Below are 20,841 nucleotides of genomic sequence, written 5' to 3' on the forward strand. Positions count from 1 at the left end.
GCCGGTAACTGCTTTCAGCGACAAACTGCCTCTGACAGATACAGCCCTGCTGGCCCTGGTTTTTCCGGCAGACGGTAATCAGCCCGGCACTGTTGCTTCTCTCCCCATCTCGCCATCAGGGCACCTTTTCCGTTCAGTCCGGACAGATACACCTGTCCGGCTTCACCGGTAATGCCACTGCCTGATGACGCCTGGTTTTCCGGGGTAACCAGTGCCCCAAAAGGAACCGGTTTACCGTGCGGACGTATCAGTGTCACCAGCGCCCGCCGGCCAATATGCGTGATAAAGGTGGCCGGGATAACCGCGCCCTGCGTCGGCACTACCGTCACGTCCGTCTGTTTTATTTCTGCATCAGCCGAAAGACGAGCAGGGTCCAGGCTGACAATATTCTTCCGGTAAGGCTGCAGGCCTGACTGTGTGGTGTAGCCACGAAAATCGGTTTTCACTCCCGGCCAGCCGCCAACAGCCACTCCGGAGGCACCCGGCGCTTCCACCAGTGCCACGGTATCGTTCAGCGTCTGCCCTGCGGTGACACTACTGCGGGTAATCACGATGCCGCCTGACGCATCCAGTCCTGTCTGCCGGTAAGACGGACTGTAGCCGTAACGGCCATTCAGCTGGCCGTAGCCCCCGCTCCAGCCAAGGTTCAGGTCGCTGTCGTTGCGGTCTCCGCTCACCGCCCCCGAACGTTGACGCTGGTTCACATTCCACTGCAACTGGCGGTCATACGCCTGACCACTGAGCCCCACCTGCTGTGTATTGCCGCCGGATGAAGGCGACGTCATCTGATAGGTCGCCCGGGTTGCCCCACCAGGCCAGCGGTCCAGTGGAATACTGACCATCATGTTAATCAGCCGGTTATCCTGCCATTTACTGCCGCTGTTCCGGTTACGGTTCTGCGTCGCATTCAGCGACAGGGAAACGCCGCGTATACTGACGCCATAGCCGGCACTGAACGACTCTGTACTCCCTTGCCCGTTGCCGTAACTGTTGCGAGAACCGCTCAGGCTGAGACTCCCCAATCCGCCCAATGACTGACTGAGCGTCAGGGTTGTCTCAGACCGGCGTTGTGCGTCACTGCCGGCTGGGTTTTCCTGCCGATAGCTGTCCATTACCTCAGACAGCGTGCTGAAACCGGATGCGTCATAGCGGGTATGGGACAGATCAAGCGAGGTGTTGGTTACCTCAACGCGCTTGCTGTAGCGCAGCCGTCCGTATCCCCCCGTTTCACTTTCACGCCCTTTCTTCTGCCCACGGCCGTGGGTCCCATCCAGAGATACCGCGCCCCACGACCCGAGCAACATACCCAGCCCCGCAGTCGTCGCCTGATAGCGCTCCGCGCCCTGCAAACCGCCGTATAGGGTCAGGCTCCACGGCAGGCCATACATAACAGTGGCCTGTGCAACCAGAGGCGAATCAACCGTGTTATCTGATGCCCGATACTGCCCGGCCATCAGGTTGTACACGCTGTGGCCTTCCTGCAGCGCAATCGCCGGCGTCTGATAAGGGACGCTGAATTCCTGAGTAGTGCCGTCGGCTTCCCATACGGTAACCTGCAAATCCCCACCCGAGCCGCCAGCGGCAAAGTCACTCAGGGCAAACGGGCCGGGCGCTACCGTGGCGTTGTAAACCGTGTAGCCATTCTGCTTCACTTCTACCCTGGCCTGAGTGCGGGCAATACCGCGCACCACGGGTGAAAAAGTCCGCTGCGAAAAGGGCAGCATATTTTCATCCGAACCCAGCATCACGCCGCGAAAAGGTACGCTGTCAAAAATTTCCGACGGCGTGAAACGCTCTCCCAGCGTCAGCCTGCTTTGCATGTCATACAGGCCCCGATCAAGATAGGTATAAGGAGTCTGCCAGCGGCCGGTTTGTCCGCGGCTCTTCTGCCACGTCGTCGAATTACGTAATCGCCATGGTCCCCAGTTAGCGCCGGGCTCCAGCTGCAGGTACTGCGATTCATTGACATTTCTACTCCCGACCCGGGATTCCACATGGCTGGTACCGGTCCGGTAATTCATCAGGATCGCCGGGACTCCCTCATCCCACAGCTCTCGGGGAGAAATGCCCTTTACTTCAGGGCGCAATGCTATCTGCGGAACGCTCAGCACCAGCTGCTGTGCCCCGAAATTAAAATCAGCTCTGGCATGCGGAATAACGCGGATGTCAGCACAATCTTTGTTTGCGTCCAGGCCTTTGCCGGACAATGCCGGATAGTCTTCCGTCTTTATGCCGTAACGTAAAAGCTGCTTCCTGCTCAGGCAGGGCTGCAAAACAGGCATGCCCCGGGAATCTTCCTGCTGAACAAAAACCACTTCACGGGAATCCACCTGCTCACCATTGAGCAACACGTCAACCAGATAGGTTCCTGGAAGCTGCCCGCCCTGGTTAAATAGAGCGATATCCGCATCACTGACACCACCACCCAACTGTGAAGCATCAAATTCCCAGGTCCGGGCCATCACCGGCATTGAAAACAGCCCGGCAGATACCACGATGGCCACCACAGAAAACCGAAAATATTGCATTATCCAGGCGCCTTATTAGTGCAACGGCGACTGAAACGTGCGGCTCTCTCCACCTTCATCAGTGATAACCGTCCACTTCACCTGACCGGCAGCGCCTTTTGGCAGGATAAAGCTGCGGGAAGAGTGCGGAGCGACATATTCCCTATCCGGAATATTCATCTCCCCCACGCTGAGTGAGGACAAATTCATATAAAATGCGGAAGGGTTAGTTACCGTCAGCTTATCGCCCTGGCGTTGCCACTTAAGCGCGGATACGGCATCCATCATCGTTCCTCTCACGCCGGACGGGCGCACCAGCAGCTTAATACAGCTGTTTGCGCTGACTTCCAGGTTCAGCGTGACTGCTGTGGGCTTTAACGGTGTCCCTTTCGCATCCTGAGCCCAGACATCACTATCTTTAGGCGGAATACCGGTCACGCAAAGCCAGTGCAGCGTTTCACGGTCACCGGCCATTTGACCGCCGGTACGAATAATTCGCAGGCGGTTCTGCTGCTGTGCATCCAGACGGAAAACTGGCGGGGTGACAATAAAAGGCGCAGGTGTTTTTTTATCTTCCGCAAGCACCTTTCCCTGCACCAGTATGGGGTAAGCCTGCGCATTGGTGATGGATAAAGACGCTCCGCTGGAGTCCGGGTTATATATCACTCGTGAGGCACCCAGTTTGACCTCGAATACTTTGGTATTGGTGACCGTCTTCAGCTCCTGCGCAAAAGCCGGAGTAGCGCCATTACTGATTAATATCGCGGCGGCCAGTACAGCCCCGGCTGCCCTGTAAGTTTTTTTATTACAAAGTAAATACATAACACATCCCTATCAGAGAATAATTATTCCTGACTAAACGTAATCGTAAAATACCCTTGTTGATTTTTAGGTAAACGTAAAATTAACAAAGAAATTCATTTTAAAAATACACGACCAGATTTTTAAGAAGAGAAAAGCTTCAGATAAAAAGCGGCACAGGTAGTTAGCGAGCCCGATGAACCACAGGTGGAAAGGGCAGTCGTGCAATAATGTTTAAATTTAAGTTTCATATTCAGTAATCCTCTGGTGTGTTTTCGGGTTATTTATAATGCCCATAAAGCATGTTGAAGAAATTACCAGGTCATTGCTTTTCACATTCATATAGATGGCGCGGATTCAGGTACATCTATAATCACCGAGCTGAAGCAAGATGCGTACCCACCTTAACCCCCACACTGGCCGGGGCTTGCTGCCTCAGGATGGAAACAGTGTTATACAGGAAAACCAATAACGGAATGTAATTCGAATTTATCTGTATTTTTAGTTTAATGATCTATTTTTGTTATTTTTTTAGCTTAAACAGTCGCCGATTGTTGCAGGCTGCCCACTACCTGACATCCGGAGGAGAGTTTAAAAGAGCATCTCCTGCCGTGAATCTGGTTGAATCGTCGTAATTCCCTTCTGACAGCGGAAGGTTCAGCTGTGCGAATATACTCATACTTTCATTAGCAACGGCGTTCCGACATCAGGACAATGATTTCCCTGAAACAGAGTCAGTGGGTATCAACGCGTTCCCGTGCTTTTTATTCGCTTGTTTTAAAAATGCTACGTGCAAAAAGGGTTTTACTGTATTATGTTGTGAGATAAATCTGAGATTGAATTTATTTAATCGGGGGGGATGTGAAGGTGTTGTATACCATTAATGGTTCAATAGTGTTTAATACGGATGACAGTACTCTCCGACATATACCGACGAAAGATACCGTTCAGATTAACCTGCCTTCGGCGCGATTACTGGCACTCATTCTTGATTCCAATGGCGATATTCTGACAAGAGAATATTTGATTGTTGAAGTCTGGGATAAACATAACCTCAGAGGGTCAAATGCAAATTTAACGCAATACCTGAGTATAATGAGACGTGCATTATCCGCATTTGGATGTGATGAAATTGTCATTACCATTCCTAAAATTGGTATTAAGTTAAATACTAATCATTCTGTCGTTAAATCCCCCTCCTTTGACGGAATAGAGTCATCCCCACCGGCTCATTTACCTAAGGCATTATTAAATAAACCTGGATCTTTTCTTTCATGGAAAGTCATTGTTCTTTGCCTGTATATCATTTCACCCGTTTTTATTGCAACTGCGGTGTTAGTCTTTAAAAACAATACGTCTTCATTGGATAATATCAACATTTATCTGAAATCAGATTTTCTTGCAGAGGGGTGCGAGGTGGTTTTTGTTAAGGATCTCAATGAAAATAAGATGAAAGAAGTAAAAAGTAAAATAACTGCTCTTTTAGCAGAAAATAATTTAGTCTGTGATAAAAATAAAAAAATCTATTTTGATAACTATACATCTTTTTCGCCAAAAGATGATGGCCGAACATTAATTTCGTATTGCAAGCTTGGAAAAGAGAGGAATGTAACCAGTTGCAATAATTTCTTCCATATTAACGAGAATTAATATGATGTTTCCAAACGTGAGAGTTCTGATAGCTATTTCAACTGTCTGTACGGCAATTCTTCTGGGTTTTATATTTTTTGGGTCTGAAAATAATTTAATATTGCCACTGAGATGTTACTCTTTTACCCAATACGATCTGGGTGGTGAGGGACAGACGCTTAAATTTAATGTCGCCCAGGATCTCAGACTATACAAGGACGGAACCGGATATTTTTTACTGAATGGACGGGTGTTAATCAATAATGAGGAAAAAAATTTAGGAAGAACCCTCATACTGAATAGGGGGGAAGTAAGGGGCAGTAATACAGCGCATTACTCTATAAGCCGCATCATTATCTCTCCCACTGACAATACAGATAATCCAACCTTTGAGAAGCTGTTAGCTGAATTTACCGGCGACCCGGAAACCTTACAACTTGATGTGATTAATGTCGGACATCATACTTTTATGATGGGAAGCCCACTTTCGTTTGTCTTTACCTGCGTGGCTTTTTAACTGATTGCATGAAAGCTCGCAGAACCTTTGCACTAAAGAAAGAACCAGGCACTGGCGCCATTTTCTCTGGCAGGCAGCAAAGGAAAAGGATGGCGGAAAGGCACAGCACAAATGCTAAACCGCTTCCTGGCTAACATCAGTGGGGGTCGATAGACGCTCTATCTACAGGGCCGCCTGAGTAGCGCCCACAGCACATCGTTATTTGATGGTTCACATCTGAACCTGTCAGTGATTCGCCGACCTGTAACACAAAAGCAAAAAGCCCGCTCAGGTTTCCCTGAGCGGGCTTTTCTAATTCTGGCTCCTCTGACTGGACTCGAACCAGTGACATACGGATTAACAGTCCGCCGTTCTACCGACTGAACTACAGAGGAATCGCTTGAACGGGGCGAATATTAGCGGCGTAGATCCTGCTTGTCAAAGCCCTGTTTACTGATTTGCGTTCAGATGCTCGTAAAAGCAGCGGATTGGCGGTTTTTAGTCACTTGTGATGGATTTTCAAACTGCCAACAGGATCTCACTTTGCTGGCATTTCTCAGTAGATGTTAGATGCATGTCAAAGTTTTGTTATTTGCCGATGTTAAAACAAGCGTTTCAGTGCTTTTATGATAAAAATTTCAAAAAGAGATCATATGGAACAAATGAACTGCTTATCATCACGGTCGTCATCATCGGCCAGAAGTGAAACGGCATTTTGAAACTAACTGTTTGCAGATCAAGTGATTGTGAAAAGGAGTGGTCGATCACAAAAATAGCCAGAACCTGAAGTCTTACCTCAAATTTTCCGAAACAGACGCCAGACAGGCTGGGTGAATGTAAAAGATATTTTTCATTCGTGGTCCGCAGCCACTGAGCAAGTTAACAAATAAGAAGGGTCCCTATGAACATTAAAAAAACGATTGTCGCCTCACTGTTAGCCTGCATGTTACCTGCCGCAGTTATGGCAAAAGATATTTCAGTGGGCGTCTCTATGGCGCTGTTTGATGACAACTTCCTGACCATTCTGCGTACCTCAATGCAGAAAGAGATGCAGAAAGATGGCGTCAAAGGGCAGGTTGAGGATGCAAAAGGCGACGTTTCACAGCAGCTGCAGCAGGTACAAAACTTTATCGGACAGGGTGTTGATGCGCTGATCGTTAACCCGGTCGATACCAATGCGGTGAAACCGATTATGGATCAGGCGAGCAAAGCGGGTATTCCGCTGATCTTCGTAAACCGCCGCCCTGGGGCTGAACTGACCGGAAAAATGGCTTATGTCGGATCCGACTCAGAACTGGCCGGACGCTTACAGATGGAAGCGCTGGCGAAGGCGATGAACGGCAAAGGCAACGTTGCCATCCTGATGGGTGACCTGGCAAACGAAGCGACCCGCGACCGTACTAAAGGCGTGGAAGAAGTCGCAGCTAAATTCCCTGGCATCAAAATCGTTCAGAAACAGACCGCCAAATTTACCCGTAACGATGCGGTGGATGTGGTCAGTAACTGGATGACTGCCGGTGATCAGATCAATGCCATCGCCTCGAACAACGATGAAATGGCGATTGGTGCGCTGCAGGCGCTGGGTAAAAACCCGGACAAAATCCTGATCGCGGGTGTCGATGGCACACCGGATGCGCTGCAGATGCTGAAGCAGGGCAAGATGGTCGCCACAGTATTCCAGGATGCGCAGGGCCAGGGTGAAGGTGCGGTGCAGACGGCAATCAAACTGGTGAAAGGTGAGAAAGTCCAGAAAATCATCAACATTCCTTACCAGCTGATTACCAAAGAAAACATGGAACAGTTTACCAACCGTAACCTGAAATAATCGTTCCCGACCCAGCTGTACGGAGGTGATGTATGAACGCGTTTGCGCTTGAAGCCGAAGGCATCAGCAAGTTCTTCCCCGGCGTTAAAGCCCTCGACAACGTCTCGTTGCGGGTGCGTCCGGGAACGGTACATGCCTTGATGGGCGAAAATGGCGCGGGCAAATCCACTTTAATGAAGTGCCTTATCGGGATGTACCGTCCCGATAAGGGCACCATCAAAATTAAAGGGGAGCCGGTGCAGTTTCAGGACACCATGGACGCGTTGCGTTCCGGCATTTCGATGATTCACCAGGAACTCAATCTGGTGCCCTACATGACCGTCGCTGAGAATATCTGGCTGGGTCGTGAGCCAATGAAGTTTGGTTTTGTTGATCACGCCCGGCTGAATCAGAAGACGCAGGAGCTGCTCAACCGGCTGAATATCCGCCTGAAAGCGGAGAGCATGGTGGGCGAGCTGAGCATTGCGTCACAGCAGATGGTCGAGATTGCCAAAGCGGTCTCCTGGGATTCAGATATCGTCATCATGGATGAGCCCACCTCCGCGCTCACCGAAACTGAAGTGGCGCACCTGTTTACCATCATTCGTGATCTGCGGGAGCAAGGCAAAGCAATCATCTACATCAGTCACAAGATGGATGAAATTTTTAACATCACTGATGAAGTCAGTATTTTCCGCGACGGCGCCTGGATTGCCAGTGATGAGACGGCGAAATATACCCGTCAGTCGCTGATTACGCAGATGGTGGGACGTGAACTGACCCAGCTGTTCCCGAAATTCAACAGCGCCATCGGAGAAGATGTCCTGACGGTTCGCAATCTCACCTGCAAAGATCGTTTTACTGATGTCAGTTTCAACGTCCGCAGGGGTGAAATTCTCGGCGTCGCCGGACTGGTGGGTGCCGGTCGCAGCGAAGTGATGGAGAGCCTGTTCGGCATGGAGAGCTTCGACAGCGGCGAGATCTTAATTGATGGCGTGCCGGTGACGATCGACTCACCTTCCACGGCGATTGAAAAGGGCATGGCGTTTCTGACCGAAGATCGCAAAAAGTCCGGGCTGTTTCTGGTGCTGTCGGTGATGGAGAACATGAGCATCGTCAACATGCCGGAGTACAGCGGTAAAAGCGGGTTTGTCAGCCATGTGAAGATGGCGCAGGACTGCATGGACCAGATCCGTCGCCTGAATATCAAAACACCGACCATGGATCAGATCATCAACAACCTCAGCGGCGGTAATCAGCAGAAAGTCCTGATTGCCCGCTGGCTGCTGGCGCAACCGAAGATTCTGATTCTGGACGAACCGACGCGCGGCATTGATGTCGGCGCTAAAGCGGAGATTTACCGCTTAATCAGTGAACTTGCCAACCGTGGCGTGGCTATCATCATGGTCTCCTCTGAACTGCCGGAAATCCTTGGCATGAGCGACCGGGTGATGGTGATGCACGGCGGGCGTATAACCGGCATCCTCGATAAAGAAGAAGCCGATCAGGAAACCATTCTGTCGTTGGCATCCGAGTGAGGCGCGAGACCACTATGAGCAATATGAAAGCTACTGCTACCCCGGCAGCCCCGCAGCAACCCTCTTTTTTCGCCAGCCTGCGTCATAAATTGCCGAAAGATACCGGCATTTTCGTGGTGATGGTGGGGATTGCGTTAATTTTTGAAATGTTTGGCTGGTACGTGCGTGACCAGTCTTTCCTGCTCAACACCAACCGTCTGATCCTGATTGTCCTGCAGGTGGCGATTATCGGGATTATCGCCGTTGGCGTGACCCAGGTCATCATTACCACCGGTATCGATCTCTCCTCCGGGTCGGTGATTGCCCTGGCGGCGGTGGTTGCCGCGAGCCTGGCGCAGACGTCTGACAGTCTGTCACCGATGTATCCCTCGCTGGTGAATATGCCTGCGGTGATCCCTATCGCGGCCGGTATTGGCGTCGGTTTACTGGCGGGCGTCGTCAACGGCGTACTGATTACCCGCACCGGGATTCCACCGTTCATTGCCACACTGGGCATGATGGTATCGGCACGCGGTCTGGCGCAGTATTACACCCAGGGTAACCCAATCAGCTTCCTGTCCGACGGTTTTACCTCAATCGGGCAGGGTGCAATGCCGGTGGTGATTTTCCTGGTGGTGGCGCTGCTGTTCCACATCGCCCTGAAACATACCCGCTACGGTAAATATGTTTACGCCATCGGCGGCAACATGACCTCGGCGAAAGTCTCCGGTATTAACGTTAATAAGTATCTGATCATCGTCTACACCATTGCTGGTGCACTCTCTGGCCTGGCGGGTGTGGTCCTGGCGGCGCGTGTCAGCAGCGGTCAGTCAAGCATGGGGATGTCATACGAGCTGGATGCGATTGCCGCAGCTGTGATCGGCGGCAGCAGCCTGATGGGCGGCGTGGGCCGTATCACCGGCACGTTAATCGGCGCGGTCATTCTCGGCCTGATTAAAAGTGGATTCACTTTCGTTGGTGTCGATGCCTACATTCAGGACATCATCAAAGGGATCATCATCGTGGCGGCGGTCTCAATCGATATGCACCGTAACCGCAAAAAACGTTAATCAGCAGGCGTTGCCCTCTTCTGCATGCGGGAGAGGGCACTGTTTACTTTCCTCCCTCCCTTCGTCAGCGATAAGAAATCCTGCTGATAGCGTTTACATTTATACCCGCGCTTTACCGCTACGCTTCAGGCCCTGCAAGCCTTCATCAGGTGCAATACGTTTCCACTGCACTAAAACTGTACAGTCTGTCATCACTTTTATGCACGTCTGACTCGCAGCGTCTGCACTGTCACAGTGCGCCCGGGATCCTTACTCACACTGATTACGCATTCCTGATCCTTATTAACCCTTAAGAGGTAATCAGAAACGCTTATTTTCCGGGCCGTTAGGAAAAATCTGGCTGGACACTGACTGCTGCTCTTTAAACCTGGCCTGCATCTTGCAAAATCTCTGTTATCAGGGCGATTGGATCAGACCCATTTCGCTATTCGGGGTGAGTGACGGAGGCAAGATGAATTTAAGACGACTAAAGTACTTTGTTAAAATCGTCGATATCGGCAGTCTGACGCAGGCAGCAGAAGTGCTGCACATCGCACAGCCTGCACTCAGTCAGCAGGTCGCGACACTGGAGAATGAACTGGATCAGCAATTACTGATTCGCACCAAGCGCGGCGTTACGCCAACGGAAGCCGGTAAGATTCTCTATGGCCATGCGCGTACTATTCTGCGCCAGTGCGAGCAGGCCCAGACCGCGGTCATCAACGCCGGTCAGGTGCTGAGCGGTCAGGTGTCGATTGGACTGGCACCCGGCACGGCGGCATCCTCGCTGACCATGCCGCTGCTGCAAACCGTACGCGATCAGTTTCCGGAAGTGCTGGTCTACCTGCATGAAAACAGTGGCAGCGTGCTGAACGAGAAGGTGATGAGCGGTCAGCTGGATATGGCGGTGCTGTATGATCGCGCACCCACTGCCGGAATTAACAGTATGCCGCTGATGAAAGAGGATCTCTTCCTGGTAGGCGCCACTGATTATCCCGGTGTCAGCGTCGATCTGGCCGATGTGGCACAGATGAGCCTGTTTTTACCACGCGACTACAGCGCCGTGCGCAAGCGGGTTGATGAGGCATTTTCACTGCGTCGCCTGAGCGCGCGCATCATCGGAGAGATCGAATCAATTTCTACTCTGACCGCAGCGATTTCCAGTGGGATGGGTGTGACGGTATTACCTGAATCCGCTGCCCGTGCGCTGGTGGGATCGACGGACGCCTGGATGTCGCGCATCAACAGTCCATCGTTGAGCCTGCCGCTGTCGCTGAACATTTCCGCCCGTTTGCCGCTGTCGCCTTCCGCACAGGCGGTGAAGAATATCCTGCTGTCGCTGCTGAACAAGCCGCTGACTGAGGAGCGGGAGTTGATGTTAGTGGGGTAGGGGCGCTTGCAGCGGGCGGGTTCTGAATCGTTCTCGCTTAGCAGCGGGCCAGGTATTGAGCTGATTACGCTTAGCAGCGGGGGCGGGTCTCGCTTTGCTGCACCTTCACACTGAGAAGATTACGTTGCGCGGTGCCTGCCCACTGAGCGGGTAACGCCCGCCAGGCGGTGGCGAATTTCAGGTCTCCCGTGCAGGCGGACGCATTAAGGGGCGTACGCCCGCCCCTTAACAATCCCGGCGTCCGGCAGCCTGCGCGCCCCGCTGTGCGGGGTGCCTTCGTCACGCCCTGCGGCTCGCGGACCGTCCGGACGCGCCATCCCTGGCGCGAGCCGTCCTTTCGCCGGCGTCCTGTCGGCTCCTCCTTGCCTGCGGTTGTTCCTCAGCGCTTCGGATGCCTCTGGTAAACCCCTGCCTTTAATATCCTGGTTTTTATCGGACATGGCGTTGTCTGGTGGTTTGAAAGCCAAAGCTAATTTTGGAAACTATCAGCGGCAATGCATCAGCATTAAAAAGAAGAGGCAACATTTGATAGGGTGAAGAGCCATTCTTCCTGCCAGGCAGAGAGCCGCAGATAATCCTTCAGACTTACAGCGATGACGTACCCGACACAAAAATAAGAGATATCAGCGAGGGTAGAAGGCCATTCTTCCTGCCAGGCAGAGAGCCGGAGATAATCCTTCAGACTTACAGCGATGACGTACCCGACACAAAAATAAGAGATATCAGCGAGGGTAGAAGGCCATTCTTCCTGCCAGGCGGAGAGCCGCAGATAATCCTTTAGACTTACAGCGATGACGTACCCGACACAAAAATAAGAGATATCAGCGAGGGTAGAAGGCCATTCTTCCTGCCAGGCGGAGAGCCGCAGATAATCCTTCAGACTTACAGCGATGACGTAACCAACACAAAAAGAAGAGATAAAGCGGGGAAGGAGGCCGTCAGAGCCGCTGAGCGGATGAGGGATTTCAGGACGAGCGGCAGGGATGCCGCGAAGAGGCGGGTTCGCGCCAGGGATGGCGCGTCCCGCCGGTCCGTAAGAAATCCGGAAGAAGCGAAGGGACCGCGAAGCGGCGGTGAAGCAGGCCGGAGCCCGGGGTCAAGGGGGCGCGGCGACTGGCGCCCCCTTGTTGGTCGCCTGCAGAGGCGTAACTGAAACTGCCCGGCTCACCAGGCGAACGAAACCTTCTCATAGCCCGTTCGCGCAGCGAACACCCCCAGGCACCCAGGTGCACCCCAGCCCGTTCGCGCAGCGAACACCCCCAGGCACCCAGGTGCACCCCAGCCCGTTCGCGCAGCGAACACCCCCCCAGCACCTGCGTGCACCTCAGCCCATTCGCGCCTCTCCACTCCCACCCTTTATTCCCTAAAGTCATAAAGCCAAATTTTTAAGTATTTCCAGTTATCAATAATTGTTCTTACCATCAACGAATCAGATTATGTAAAGGGAGGTAAATATCGTGAATTTCCAGCAGCTTAAAATCATCCGCGAGGCGGCCCGCTGTGAGTTTAATTTGACGGAAGTCGCTAATACGCTCTTTACCTCTCAGTCGGGTGTGAGCCGCCATATTCGCGATCTGGAAGATGAACTGGGCGTGGAGATCTTTATCCGTCGTGGTAAGCGCCTGCTGGGCATGACCGAACCGGGCAAAGCACTGCTGACAATTGCCGAACGCATTCTGGATGAAGCAGGAAAGGTAAGACGACTGGCTGATGTCTTTACCAATGAAACCAGTGGCATCCTGACTATCGCCACCACCCATACTCAGGCGCGCTACAGCCTGCCGAAAGTGATTAAAGCGTTCCGTCAGCTTTATCCCAACGTTCGTCTTGAGCTGAATCAGGGATCGCCACAGGAAATCGTCACCATGCTGCTGGCGGGTGAAGCGGATATCGGCATCGCCAGTGAAATGCTGGTGAATAACAGCAGTCTGGCGGCATTCCCCTGGTTCAGCTGGCATCACGCTTTGCTGGTGCCGAAAGGACATGAGCTGGTACAGAACCAGCCGGTCTCACTGAGCACGCTCAGCCGCTATCCTCTCATCACGTATCGACAGGGCATTACCGGACGTTCGCGGGTTGACCGTGCTTTCCAGGCGGCGGGCCTGAAACCGGATATCGTGCTCAGCGCCCAGGACTCAGACGTAGTCAAAACCTACGTAAAACTCGGTCTGGGTGTCGGGATTCTGGCCGATCAGGCGTGTGAAACCGAAGAGAATGAAGAGCTGGAACGCCTGGATGCCACGCATCTGTTCGATGCCAGCACCGTATGGCTCGGCCTCAAACGCGGTCAGCTGCAGCGTAACTACGTCTGGCAGTTCCTGGAACTCTGCAACGCCAACCTGTCACTGGAAGAGATCAAACGTCAGGCGCTCTCCTACAGCAACGACGATGAACCGGTTATCGACTTCCAGATTTAAAGTGCGCGCATCCAGCCGGATGCGCGGCTGTTTATGCACGGCATAAAATTTCAAAACAGCGCGAAAAACTATTTCACTCATCTTTCTCACCCCGCACAACAACATCCTGCGCTGACCCGGCACGATAAAGTGGAATTAACTGACCACGAGGGGATGTTATGTCGCGATTAAAACTTACCGATAGCGATCTGCTGCGCCAGCAGGCGCTGTTTGCCGGACGCTGGCAGGATGCGCATCAGGGCGCCACGCTGCCGGTTATCGATCCCGCTACGGGCGAAACGCTGGCCACCATTCCGGCGCTGGGCCGGGCGGAGACGGAGCAGGCGATAGCCTATGCAGAAACGGTGCGCATCAGCTGGGGCAAAACCACCAATGCCAGCCGTGCCGCGCTGCTGGAAAAATGGCATCAGCTGATTGTTGAACATGCGGATGACCTGGCGATCATCATGACCGCTGAGCAGGGCAAACCGCTGGCGGAAGCCCGGGGCGAGGTGCTCTACGGCGCCAGCTTTGTGAAATGGTTCGCAGAAGAGGCGCGTCGAATCTACGGCGACACCATTCCTGCACCCAGCGAGGACCGCCGCATCCTGGTGCTGAAACAGCCTGTCGGGGTGACTGCGGCTATAACGCCGTGGAACTTCCCGATTGCGATGATCACCCGCAAGGTTGCTCCGGCGTTAGCGGCCGGCTGCCCGATTATCGTTAAACCTTCGGAGCTGACACCGCTCTCGGCGCTGGCCCTGGCCGTGCTGGCAGAGCGCGCCGGATTCCCGTCGGGCGTGTTGCAGGTACTGACCGGGCTGCCCACGGAGATTGGTGCGGCGCTGACTGAAAGTCGCACGGTGCGCAAAATTTCGTTTACCGGCTCCACCCGAATCGGCCAGTTGCTGATGCAGCAGAGCGCCAACAGCATAAAGCGCCTGAGTCTGGAGCTGGGCGGCAACGCGCCGCTCATCGTGTTTGATGATGCAGATATTGAAATTGCGGTTGCCGGCGTCATGCTAAGTAAGTTCCGCAACGCCGGTCAGACCTGCGTTTGTGCTAACCGTATTCTGGTGCAGCGAAGTATCTATCCGCGCTTTACCGCACGACTGCTGGAGGCTGTTGCCACCCTGAAAGTGGGCGATGGCTTTGCGCCAGACAGCACCATAGGCCCGCTAATCAACAGCCGCGCCGTCGAGAAAGTGAACGGCCATATCGACGATGCGCTCAGTCACGGGGCAACGCTGCTGACCGGCGGCATCAGCCAGGGCAACGGCACGTTTGTGCAACCTACGGTGCTCGGTGAGGTCACGTCCAGTATGCGTATCGCCCATGAAGAGACGTTCGGTCCGGTCGCGCCGCTGTTTATCTTTGATGATGAAGAGGAGGCGATTGCGATGGCGAATGACACGCCTTACGGCCTGGGCGCCTATTTCTTTACCGAGAATATCCGGCGAGCGTGGCGGGTGGCGGAAGCGCTGGAGTTTGGCATGGTCGGCTTTAATACCGGCGCTATTTCCCTGGAGGTCGCGCCATTTGGCGGCGTCAAACTCTCCGGTATAGGGCGTGAAGGGTCCCGCTACGGAATTGATGAATATCTGGAACAGAAAACATTTCACATTGGCAGTTTGTAATTAAATATTAAGAGAACGCCAGCCGGATCATCCGGCTGGCGTTTTTTTTTGCCTGATGCGCAACCTGAATTCTTCGGCGTCAAATAATACTCTTTAAAAATTTAAAGAATTTATCCGGGATGTGAGGCACGTCGGTAAACGGTGAGTCAGGAATCGAAGAATGAGCGGCCTGGTCACAAATATCCGCTTTGGTGCAATTTCCGTGCAGGTTGCACCAGCAGGGCGCATAAATTTTGTGAAGTAAATCATCTGTTTAATTGTTCGGCAATTCCGCAAAAAATCCCCCGGCAATACGGCAGAAAATTTTTTTGCGCTGTTTTAAACGCATTTTTATTTTTTGCCCGGCTGGCATACTTTCTGCATTAGCTTATTAACGCCACAGAAATCGGCCAGTGAAAACGCTAATAAAACAGCAACTGATGGGTGTAACAAATAAGGATTTTTCCATGTTAAGTTTCGACCCTGAAAAAGTTTCTCTTCCGGCTGGCCATTATATTGGCGGCCAGCACTGCCAGAGCCAGGGCGCATCATTTGAGGTAAAACGTCCCTCGGATGGCAGGGTCTATGCCACGCTGCAGGACGCGACGCCGCAGGATGTTGATCGCGCTGTCACTGTTGCGCATCAGGCGCTGAAAACCAGCGGCTGGTCCGGCTGTCCGCCGCGCGAACGCGGTCGCGTGTTACGCCGCTGGGCCGATCTGATTGAGCAGGACACGCTGCTGGCTCAGCTGGAAGCACTGGGTTCGACCCGTCCAATCAGCGACGTTGTGCTGCATGAAATTCCGTTCACCGCCGAAGCGATTCGCTTCTATGCCGAATGCGCCGACAAATACAGCGGTGACCTCTTTCCAACCCGTGACAGCAGTCTCGGCATGCTGATTGCTGAACCTTATGGTGTCATCGCCGCGATTACCCCGTGGAATTTTCCGCTGTCGATGGCGTCGTGGAAATGCGGACCGGCGCTGGCGGCGGGTAACGCCGTGGTGCTCAAACCCTCTGAACTGACCCCGTTTTCAACCGTGCGTATGGCTGAACTGGCGATCCAGGCGGGCTTACCGGCGGGCGTGCTGAATATTGTTCAGGGCAGTGGTGCGGTGACCGGCAGCGCGCTGGTGACCCATCCGCTGGTGCGCAAAGTCTCCTTTACCGGCTCGACCGTGACCGGAAAACGCATCATGAGCGATGCCGCGCAGCACGGTATGAAACCCGTGACACTGGAGCTGGGCGGTAAGAGTCCACAACTGGTATTCGATGACGCGGGTGACCTTGAGGTGCTGGCTCAGCGCATTCTGCGCGGCTTTACCGCTAACGGCGGGCAGGCTTGCGTGGCGGGCACCCGTCTTATCGTACAACGCAATATCGCCGATCCGCTGGTTGAGCGGCTGGCCCAGCTCTGCCGCGAACTTAAACCGGGTGTCACGTGGCAGGAAGAGAGCCGTTATGCCCCGCTGATCGACGAACGCCAGGGCAACAAAGTCTGCTCGGTCATTGAGGCAGCAAAAGCACAGGGCGCAGAAGTGCTGGTGGGCGGAGAGCGTTTTGCCGACACCGACAACGGCTGGTTCTGGCAGCCCACACTGCTGAGCCACGTGGCGCAGGATAACCCGGCGGTGCAGCAGGAGATTTTTGGTCCGGTGCTGACAGTACAGACGTTTGACGACGAAGAGCAGGGGCTGGCGATGGCCGCCCATGACACCTATGGCCTTTGTGCCGGCGTGCACACGCTGAGCCTGCCTCGTGCCATGCGGGCGATGCGTGCCATAGAGGCGGGCACCGTCTGGATTAACCGCTATGGACGCTCCGGCGACTTCATTATTCCAACCGGTGGCTTTCTGGGTTCTGGCATTGGTAAAGATTTAGGGCGTCAGGCGTTTCAGGCCTGCCAGCGCCAGAAAAGTGTACTCATCGATTTCTAAGCGCAACTGACAATGACGAGGGTGTTACATGGCACTGTTTAAACCGAAATTCATCACGTTTGACTGTTACGGCACACTGATTCGCTTCGATATGGCTGGCGCGGCGGAGCGTTGTTTCAGCGACCGCGTCGACCCGGATGCAATGCATGCCTTTACTACCGACTTTTCCAGCTACCGGCTGGATGAGGTGCTCGGCGCATGGAAACCCTATTACGACGTGGTCAGTAATGCGATTCAGCGCACCTGCAAAAAGTGGGGCGTGACGTGGAGCAAAGCCGACAGCGACTTTATTTACACTGACTGCGCCAGCTGGGGACCGCATCCTGATGTGCCCGCCGGGCTGGCAAAAGTGGCTAAGGAGTTTCCGCTGGTGCTGCTGACCAATTCGATGAAAGACCTGATCCCACACCATGAACCGCGTCTGGGTGCACCCATCTACCTGACCATCACGGCTGAAGAAGCGGGCGCATATAAACCCCAGATGAAAGGTTTCGAATACATGCTGGATAAGCTCGGCTGCGGCCCGGAGGAGATTCTCCATGTCTCCTCCAGCTTCCGCTATGACCTGATGACCGCCTACGATCTCGGCATCAAAAACAAGGTCTGGGTCAATCGCGGCCATGAACCGGCGAATCCGTACTACCAGTACACCGAAATCAAAGATATCGGCGGCCTGCCTGGCGTCGTCGGACTCTGAGGAACACCCCATGAAACTGGAATCGTTCTGGCAGGCCACCGCTCCCACCTTTACCGGCGCCGCCCGCGAACCGCTGCCCGCACAGGCGGACGTGGTAGTGATTGGTGGCGGTTTCACCGGCGTCTCGGCGGCGCTTAACCTGGCGCGCAGCGGCATCAGTGTGGTGCTGCTGGAGAGTGGTGACGTGATGAGCCAGGCCTCGGCGCGCAACGGCGGCCACTGCAACACCGGTGTAGCGCAGAACTTCGCCTCGCTGGTGGCAAGTCAGGGTCTGGAACAGGCCAGCCGCTTCTATCGGGCGTTCGACGATGCGGTGAGCTATGTCCAGCAACTGATCCAGGATGAAGCCATCGACTGTGACTTCCGGTTGTGCGGCAAGCTTAAGCTCGCCAGCAAAGCGTCGCACGTGGCCGGACTGCGGGAGGCGTATGAACTGATGCGTCGCACCGTAGACCCGGAGATCGAACTGCTCGACAAAACGGCGGTGCGCGACGAGATCGCCAGCGACGATTTCCACGGCGGCCTGCTGCAGAAACGGGGCGGTCAAATGCACATGGGTAAGTTTGGCGTCGGGCTGGCTGAAGCCGCTGCACGAAGCGGGGCGAAGATTTTTCCGCATCACGCGGTAACGAAGTTAGAGCGACTCAAAGGCTATCAGCACCGGATACACACGGCGCAGGGCACCATTGTGGCGGATAAAGTCCTGATGGCGACCGGCTGCTCCAACGTCGGTCCTTTCCCCTGGTTTCAGCGTCGCATTGTGCCGGTCGGCAGCTTTATTGTGGTGACCGAAGCGCTGGACCCGACGCTGCTGCGCCAGGTGCTGCCCAACAATCGGACTTACGTCACCTCGCTGAATATCGGCAACTACTTTCGCACGACTGCTGACAGCCGTCTGGTGTTTGGCGGCCGTGCCCGTTTTGCCGTCAGCAACCCGACATCCGATTCGCGCAGCGGCGAGATCCTGCGCCGTGCCATGACGCAGATGCTGCCGCAGTTGGGACAGGCAGAGGTGGAGTACTGCTGGGGCGGCATGGTTGACATGACCGCCGACCGTCTGCCGCACGCGGGCGAACAGGATGGCCTGTTCTATTCGCTGGGCTACAGCGGTCACGGCACGCAGATGTCGGTGTGGATGGGGCGGGTGATGGCCGATCTGCTGACCGAAAAGCGCACTGAAAATCCCTGGCAGCGCGACACATGGCCCGCGCTACCCGGTTATCACGGCAAGCCATGGTTTTTACCGCTCGCAGGACTCTATTACAAAGCAAAGGATCGCCTTTCATAACGTCCCGTCGGGTGCTGGCCGCCAGGTCACCAGCACCGCCAGAACATCATTCCCGGTTCGCCTGACTATTGAGGGTAGAGAGATGAGTAAATTTGATAATAACGATGCTGATGCGGTAAATCCGGCACTGACGCGCATGATCACTGAAGGCTCACTGTCACGTCGCAGCCTGATGAAAATCCTCTCCGCGGGAGCGGCGATGAGCAGCGGCCTGATCGGTTTTTCAGGGAAAGCACTGGCGGATGACAAGCCGGTTAAAGGCGGAAAACTGCGGGCAGCGATGTCGAATGCGTCAGCCACCGACACGCTCGATCCTGCCAAAAGTAACAACAGTGCGGATTACACCCGTCAGTTTATGTTCTACAGCGGCCTGACCGAACTGGATAAAAACCTGATGGCGAAACCGGCGCTGGCCGAATCGATTGAATCCAGCGACGGCATCACCTGGCATATCAAACTGCGTAAAGGGGTGACCTTTCACGATGGCAAACCGCTGACCGCGAAAGATGTGATCTTCTCGCTCAGCCGCCACAAAGATCCTGCCATCGCCTCTATCGCTTTTAAGCTGGCCGATCAGTTTAAATCGTTCAGTGCGGTGAATGACAATGAGGTGCAGCTGGAGCTCAACAGTGCCAACTTCGATGTCCCTTACATGCTGGCAACACCACCGTTTTTGATTGTGAAGGATGGCACCACCGATTTCAGCAAAGGCATCGGCACCGGTCCCTTTGTCTGCAAAACGTTTATGCCAGGTACGCGCACCATCGGCACGAAAAACCCCAACTACTACAAGCCCGGACTGCCCCATCTGGATGAGGTGGAATTGATTGGTGTCACCGACGGCGCGGCACGCGTCAATGCCCTGATGTCGGGCGATCTGCAGATAGTGTCGACACTGACCGCCGCTGACTGCAAGCGCCTTAAAGGCAGCAATGAATTTGGTGTGCTGGAGAGTAAATCGGGCATGTATACCAACCTGATCATCCGCACCGATGTTAAGCCAGGTAACAACGAAGATTTCGTGCTGGCAATGAAATACCTGCAGCCGCGCGAAATGCTGGTGAAAACCGTACTGCAGGGATACGGCGACGTCAGTAATGACACCCCGGTTCCGCCGTGGCATCCGCTTTACAACGCCGACCTCAAGCCGCGCCCGCTCGACGTTGAAAAAGCGAAATTTCATATCAAAAAGGCAGGCATGACAGGCTCCACGGTAGAGATCATCACCACGCCGAATATCGAAGGCGCGAACGAAGGCGGACAGCTGATTCAGCAGATGGCGCGTGGGGCGGGTCTCAACGTGAAAGTACGCCGCGTGCCCTATGACGGTTACTGGTCTTCGCACTGGATGAAAGATCCGATCGGATATGGCTCGATAAACCCGCGTCCAACGCTTGATATGCTCTTTTCCCAGTTCTACCTCTCTACGGCTCCGAACAACGAATCGGGCTGGAAAAATCCCCAGTTTGATCAGCTGGTGGTCGCCGCACGCGGTGAGCGCGATCAGGCAAAACGCAAGCAGATGTATGGCGACATGCAGGCTCTGATCTATGACCACTGCGGCACGATTATCCCCACCTTTATCAGCTCCACCGATGGTTATAACAGGAAGGTTAAAGGGGTAGAGGCCTGGCCGTCGGGCATGATGATGGGTTATCGCTTCCATGAGTTTGCGTGGCTGTCAGCCTGATCCCCGCCTGGCCCAACAGGCTCT

At 54.1% G+C, this 20,841-nt stretch carries 14 protein-coding genes and 1 tRNA gene; 12 read left to right on the forward strand and 3 right to left on the reverse strand.

All coding sequences use genetic code 11. The features are described 5' to 3' along the window. Positions 1–14: 14 nt before the first annotated feature. Complete coding sequence (locus tag NP77_RS09280; RefSeq protein ID WP_369700124.1) at positions 15–2,471, reverse strand: fimbria/pilus outer membrane usher protein; 2,457 nt, start codon at positions 2,469–2,471, stop codon at positions 15–17. A 72-nt stretch (positions 2,472–2,543) separates the two neighbouring features. Next, entirely contained in the window at positions 2,544–3,329 is a 786-nt protein-coding gene (locus NP77_RS09285) for a fimbria/pilus periplasmic chaperone (RefSeq protein WP_008925993.1), read from the reverse strand. Positions 3,330–4,175: 846 nt separating this feature from the next. On the opposite strand from NP77_RS09285, the gene NP77_RS09290 reads away from it, so the two are divergent. Together NP77_RS09290 and NP77_RS09295 are read left to right on the forward strand one after the other, a co-directional pair. Continuing rightward, on the forward strand, positions 4,176–4,958 hold the full coding sequence (locus NP77_RS09290) for a winged helix-turn-helix domain-containing protein (protein WP_008925992.1): 783 nt from the start codon (positions 4,176–4,178) through the stop codon (positions 4,956–4,958). Position 4,959: 1 nt separating this feature from the next. After that, a complete protein-coding gene (locus NP77_RS09295; protein ID WP_008925991.1) occupies positions 4,960–5,454 on the forward strand; it encodes a FidL-like protein in 495 nt (164 codons plus the stop codon). Between the two features lie 298 nt (positions 5,455–5,752). Here the strand turns inward: NP77_RS09295 and NP77_RS09300 are convergent. Then, positions 5,753–5,828: transfer RNA gene (locus tag NP77_RS09300), tRNA-Asn, on the reverse strand. Positions 5,829–6,334: 506 nt separating this feature from the next. On the opposite strand from NP77_RS09300, the gene NP77_RS09305 reads away from it, so the two are divergent. The 10 genes from NP77_RS09305 (at position 6,335) to NP77_RS09355 (ending at position 20,817) form a co-directional block, all read left to right on the forward strand. After that, positions 6,335–7,258: a sugar ABC transporter substrate-binding protein gene (locus NP77_RS09305; protein ID WP_003852592.1), complete on the forward strand. Its 924-nt coding sequence runs from the start codon at positions 6,335–6,337 to the stop codon at positions 7,256–7,258. A 32-nt stretch (positions 7,259–7,290) separates the two neighbouring features. Beyond that, positions 7,291–8,775 carry a sugar ABC transporter ATP-binding protein gene (locus NP77_RS09310; RefSeq protein ID WP_003852594.1) on the forward strand — a complete coding sequence of 495 codons (1,485 nt, stop codon included), beginning with the start codon at positions 7,291–7,293 and terminating at the stop codon, positions 8,773–8,775. Positions 8,776–8,798: 23 nt separating this feature from the next. Then, on the forward strand, positions 8,799–9,824 hold the full coding sequence (locus NP77_RS09315; RefSeq protein ID WP_181162214.1) for an ABC transporter permease: 1,026 nt from the start codon (positions 8,799–8,801) through the stop codon (positions 9,822–9,824). A 451-nt stretch (positions 9,825–10,275) separates the two neighbouring features. Next, positions 10,276–11,193: a nitrogen assimilation transcriptional regulator NAC gene (gene nac / locus NP77_RS09320; protein WP_003852599.1), complete on the forward strand. Its 918-nt coding sequence runs from the start codon at positions 10,276–10,278 to the stop codon at positions 11,191–11,193. A 1,457-nt stretch (positions 11,194–12,650) separates the two neighbouring features. Then, a complete protein-coding gene (gene cbl, locus NP77_RS09330; RefSeq protein ID WP_003853203.1) occupies positions 12,651–13,610 on the forward strand; it encodes an HTH-type transcriptional regulator Cbl in 960 nt (319 codons plus the stop codon). A gap of 158 nt (positions 13,611–13,768) precedes the next feature. Further along, the gene (locus NP77_RS09335) at positions 13,769–15,226 is read left to right on the forward strand and encodes an NAD-dependent succinate-semialdehyde dehydrogenase (protein ID WP_008926927.1); all 1,458 of its coding nucleotides are present in this window, start codon (positions 13,769–13,771) and stop codon (positions 15,224–15,226) included. 446 nt (positions 15,227–15,672) lie between these two features. After that, positions 15,673–17,142 (forward strand): aldehyde dehydrogenase, encoded by a 1,470-nt coding sequence (locus NP77_RS09340; protein ID WP_008926926.1) that lies wholly within the window; start codon positions 15,673–15,675, stop codon positions 17,140–17,142. Between the two features lie 28 nt (positions 17,143–17,170). Then, positions 17,171–17,839 (forward strand): haloacid dehalogenase type II, encoded by a 669-nt coding sequence (locus NP77_RS09345; protein WP_003852370.1) that lies wholly within the window; start codon positions 17,171–17,173, stop codon positions 17,837–17,839. 10 nt (positions 17,840–17,849) lie between these two features. Next, entirely contained in the window at positions 17,850–19,127 is a 1,278-nt protein-coding gene (locus NP77_RS09350) for an FAD-binding oxidoreductase (protein WP_039659901.1), read from the forward strand. Positions 19,128–19,209: 82 nt separating this feature from the next. Beyond that, a complete protein-coding gene (locus NP77_RS09355) occupies positions 19,210–20,817 on the forward strand; it encodes an ABC transporter substrate-binding protein (RefSeq protein WP_003852374.1) in 1,608 nt (535 codons plus the stop codon). The last annotated feature ends 24 nt before the right edge of the window (positions 20,818–20,841 follow it).

Source organism: Pantoea sp. MBLJ3, from assembly GCF_000816655.1.
In the GTDB taxonomy this organism is placed as follows: domain Bacteria; phylum Pseudomonadota; class Gammaproteobacteria; order Enterobacterales; family Enterobacteriaceae; genus Pantoea; species Pantoea eucalypti.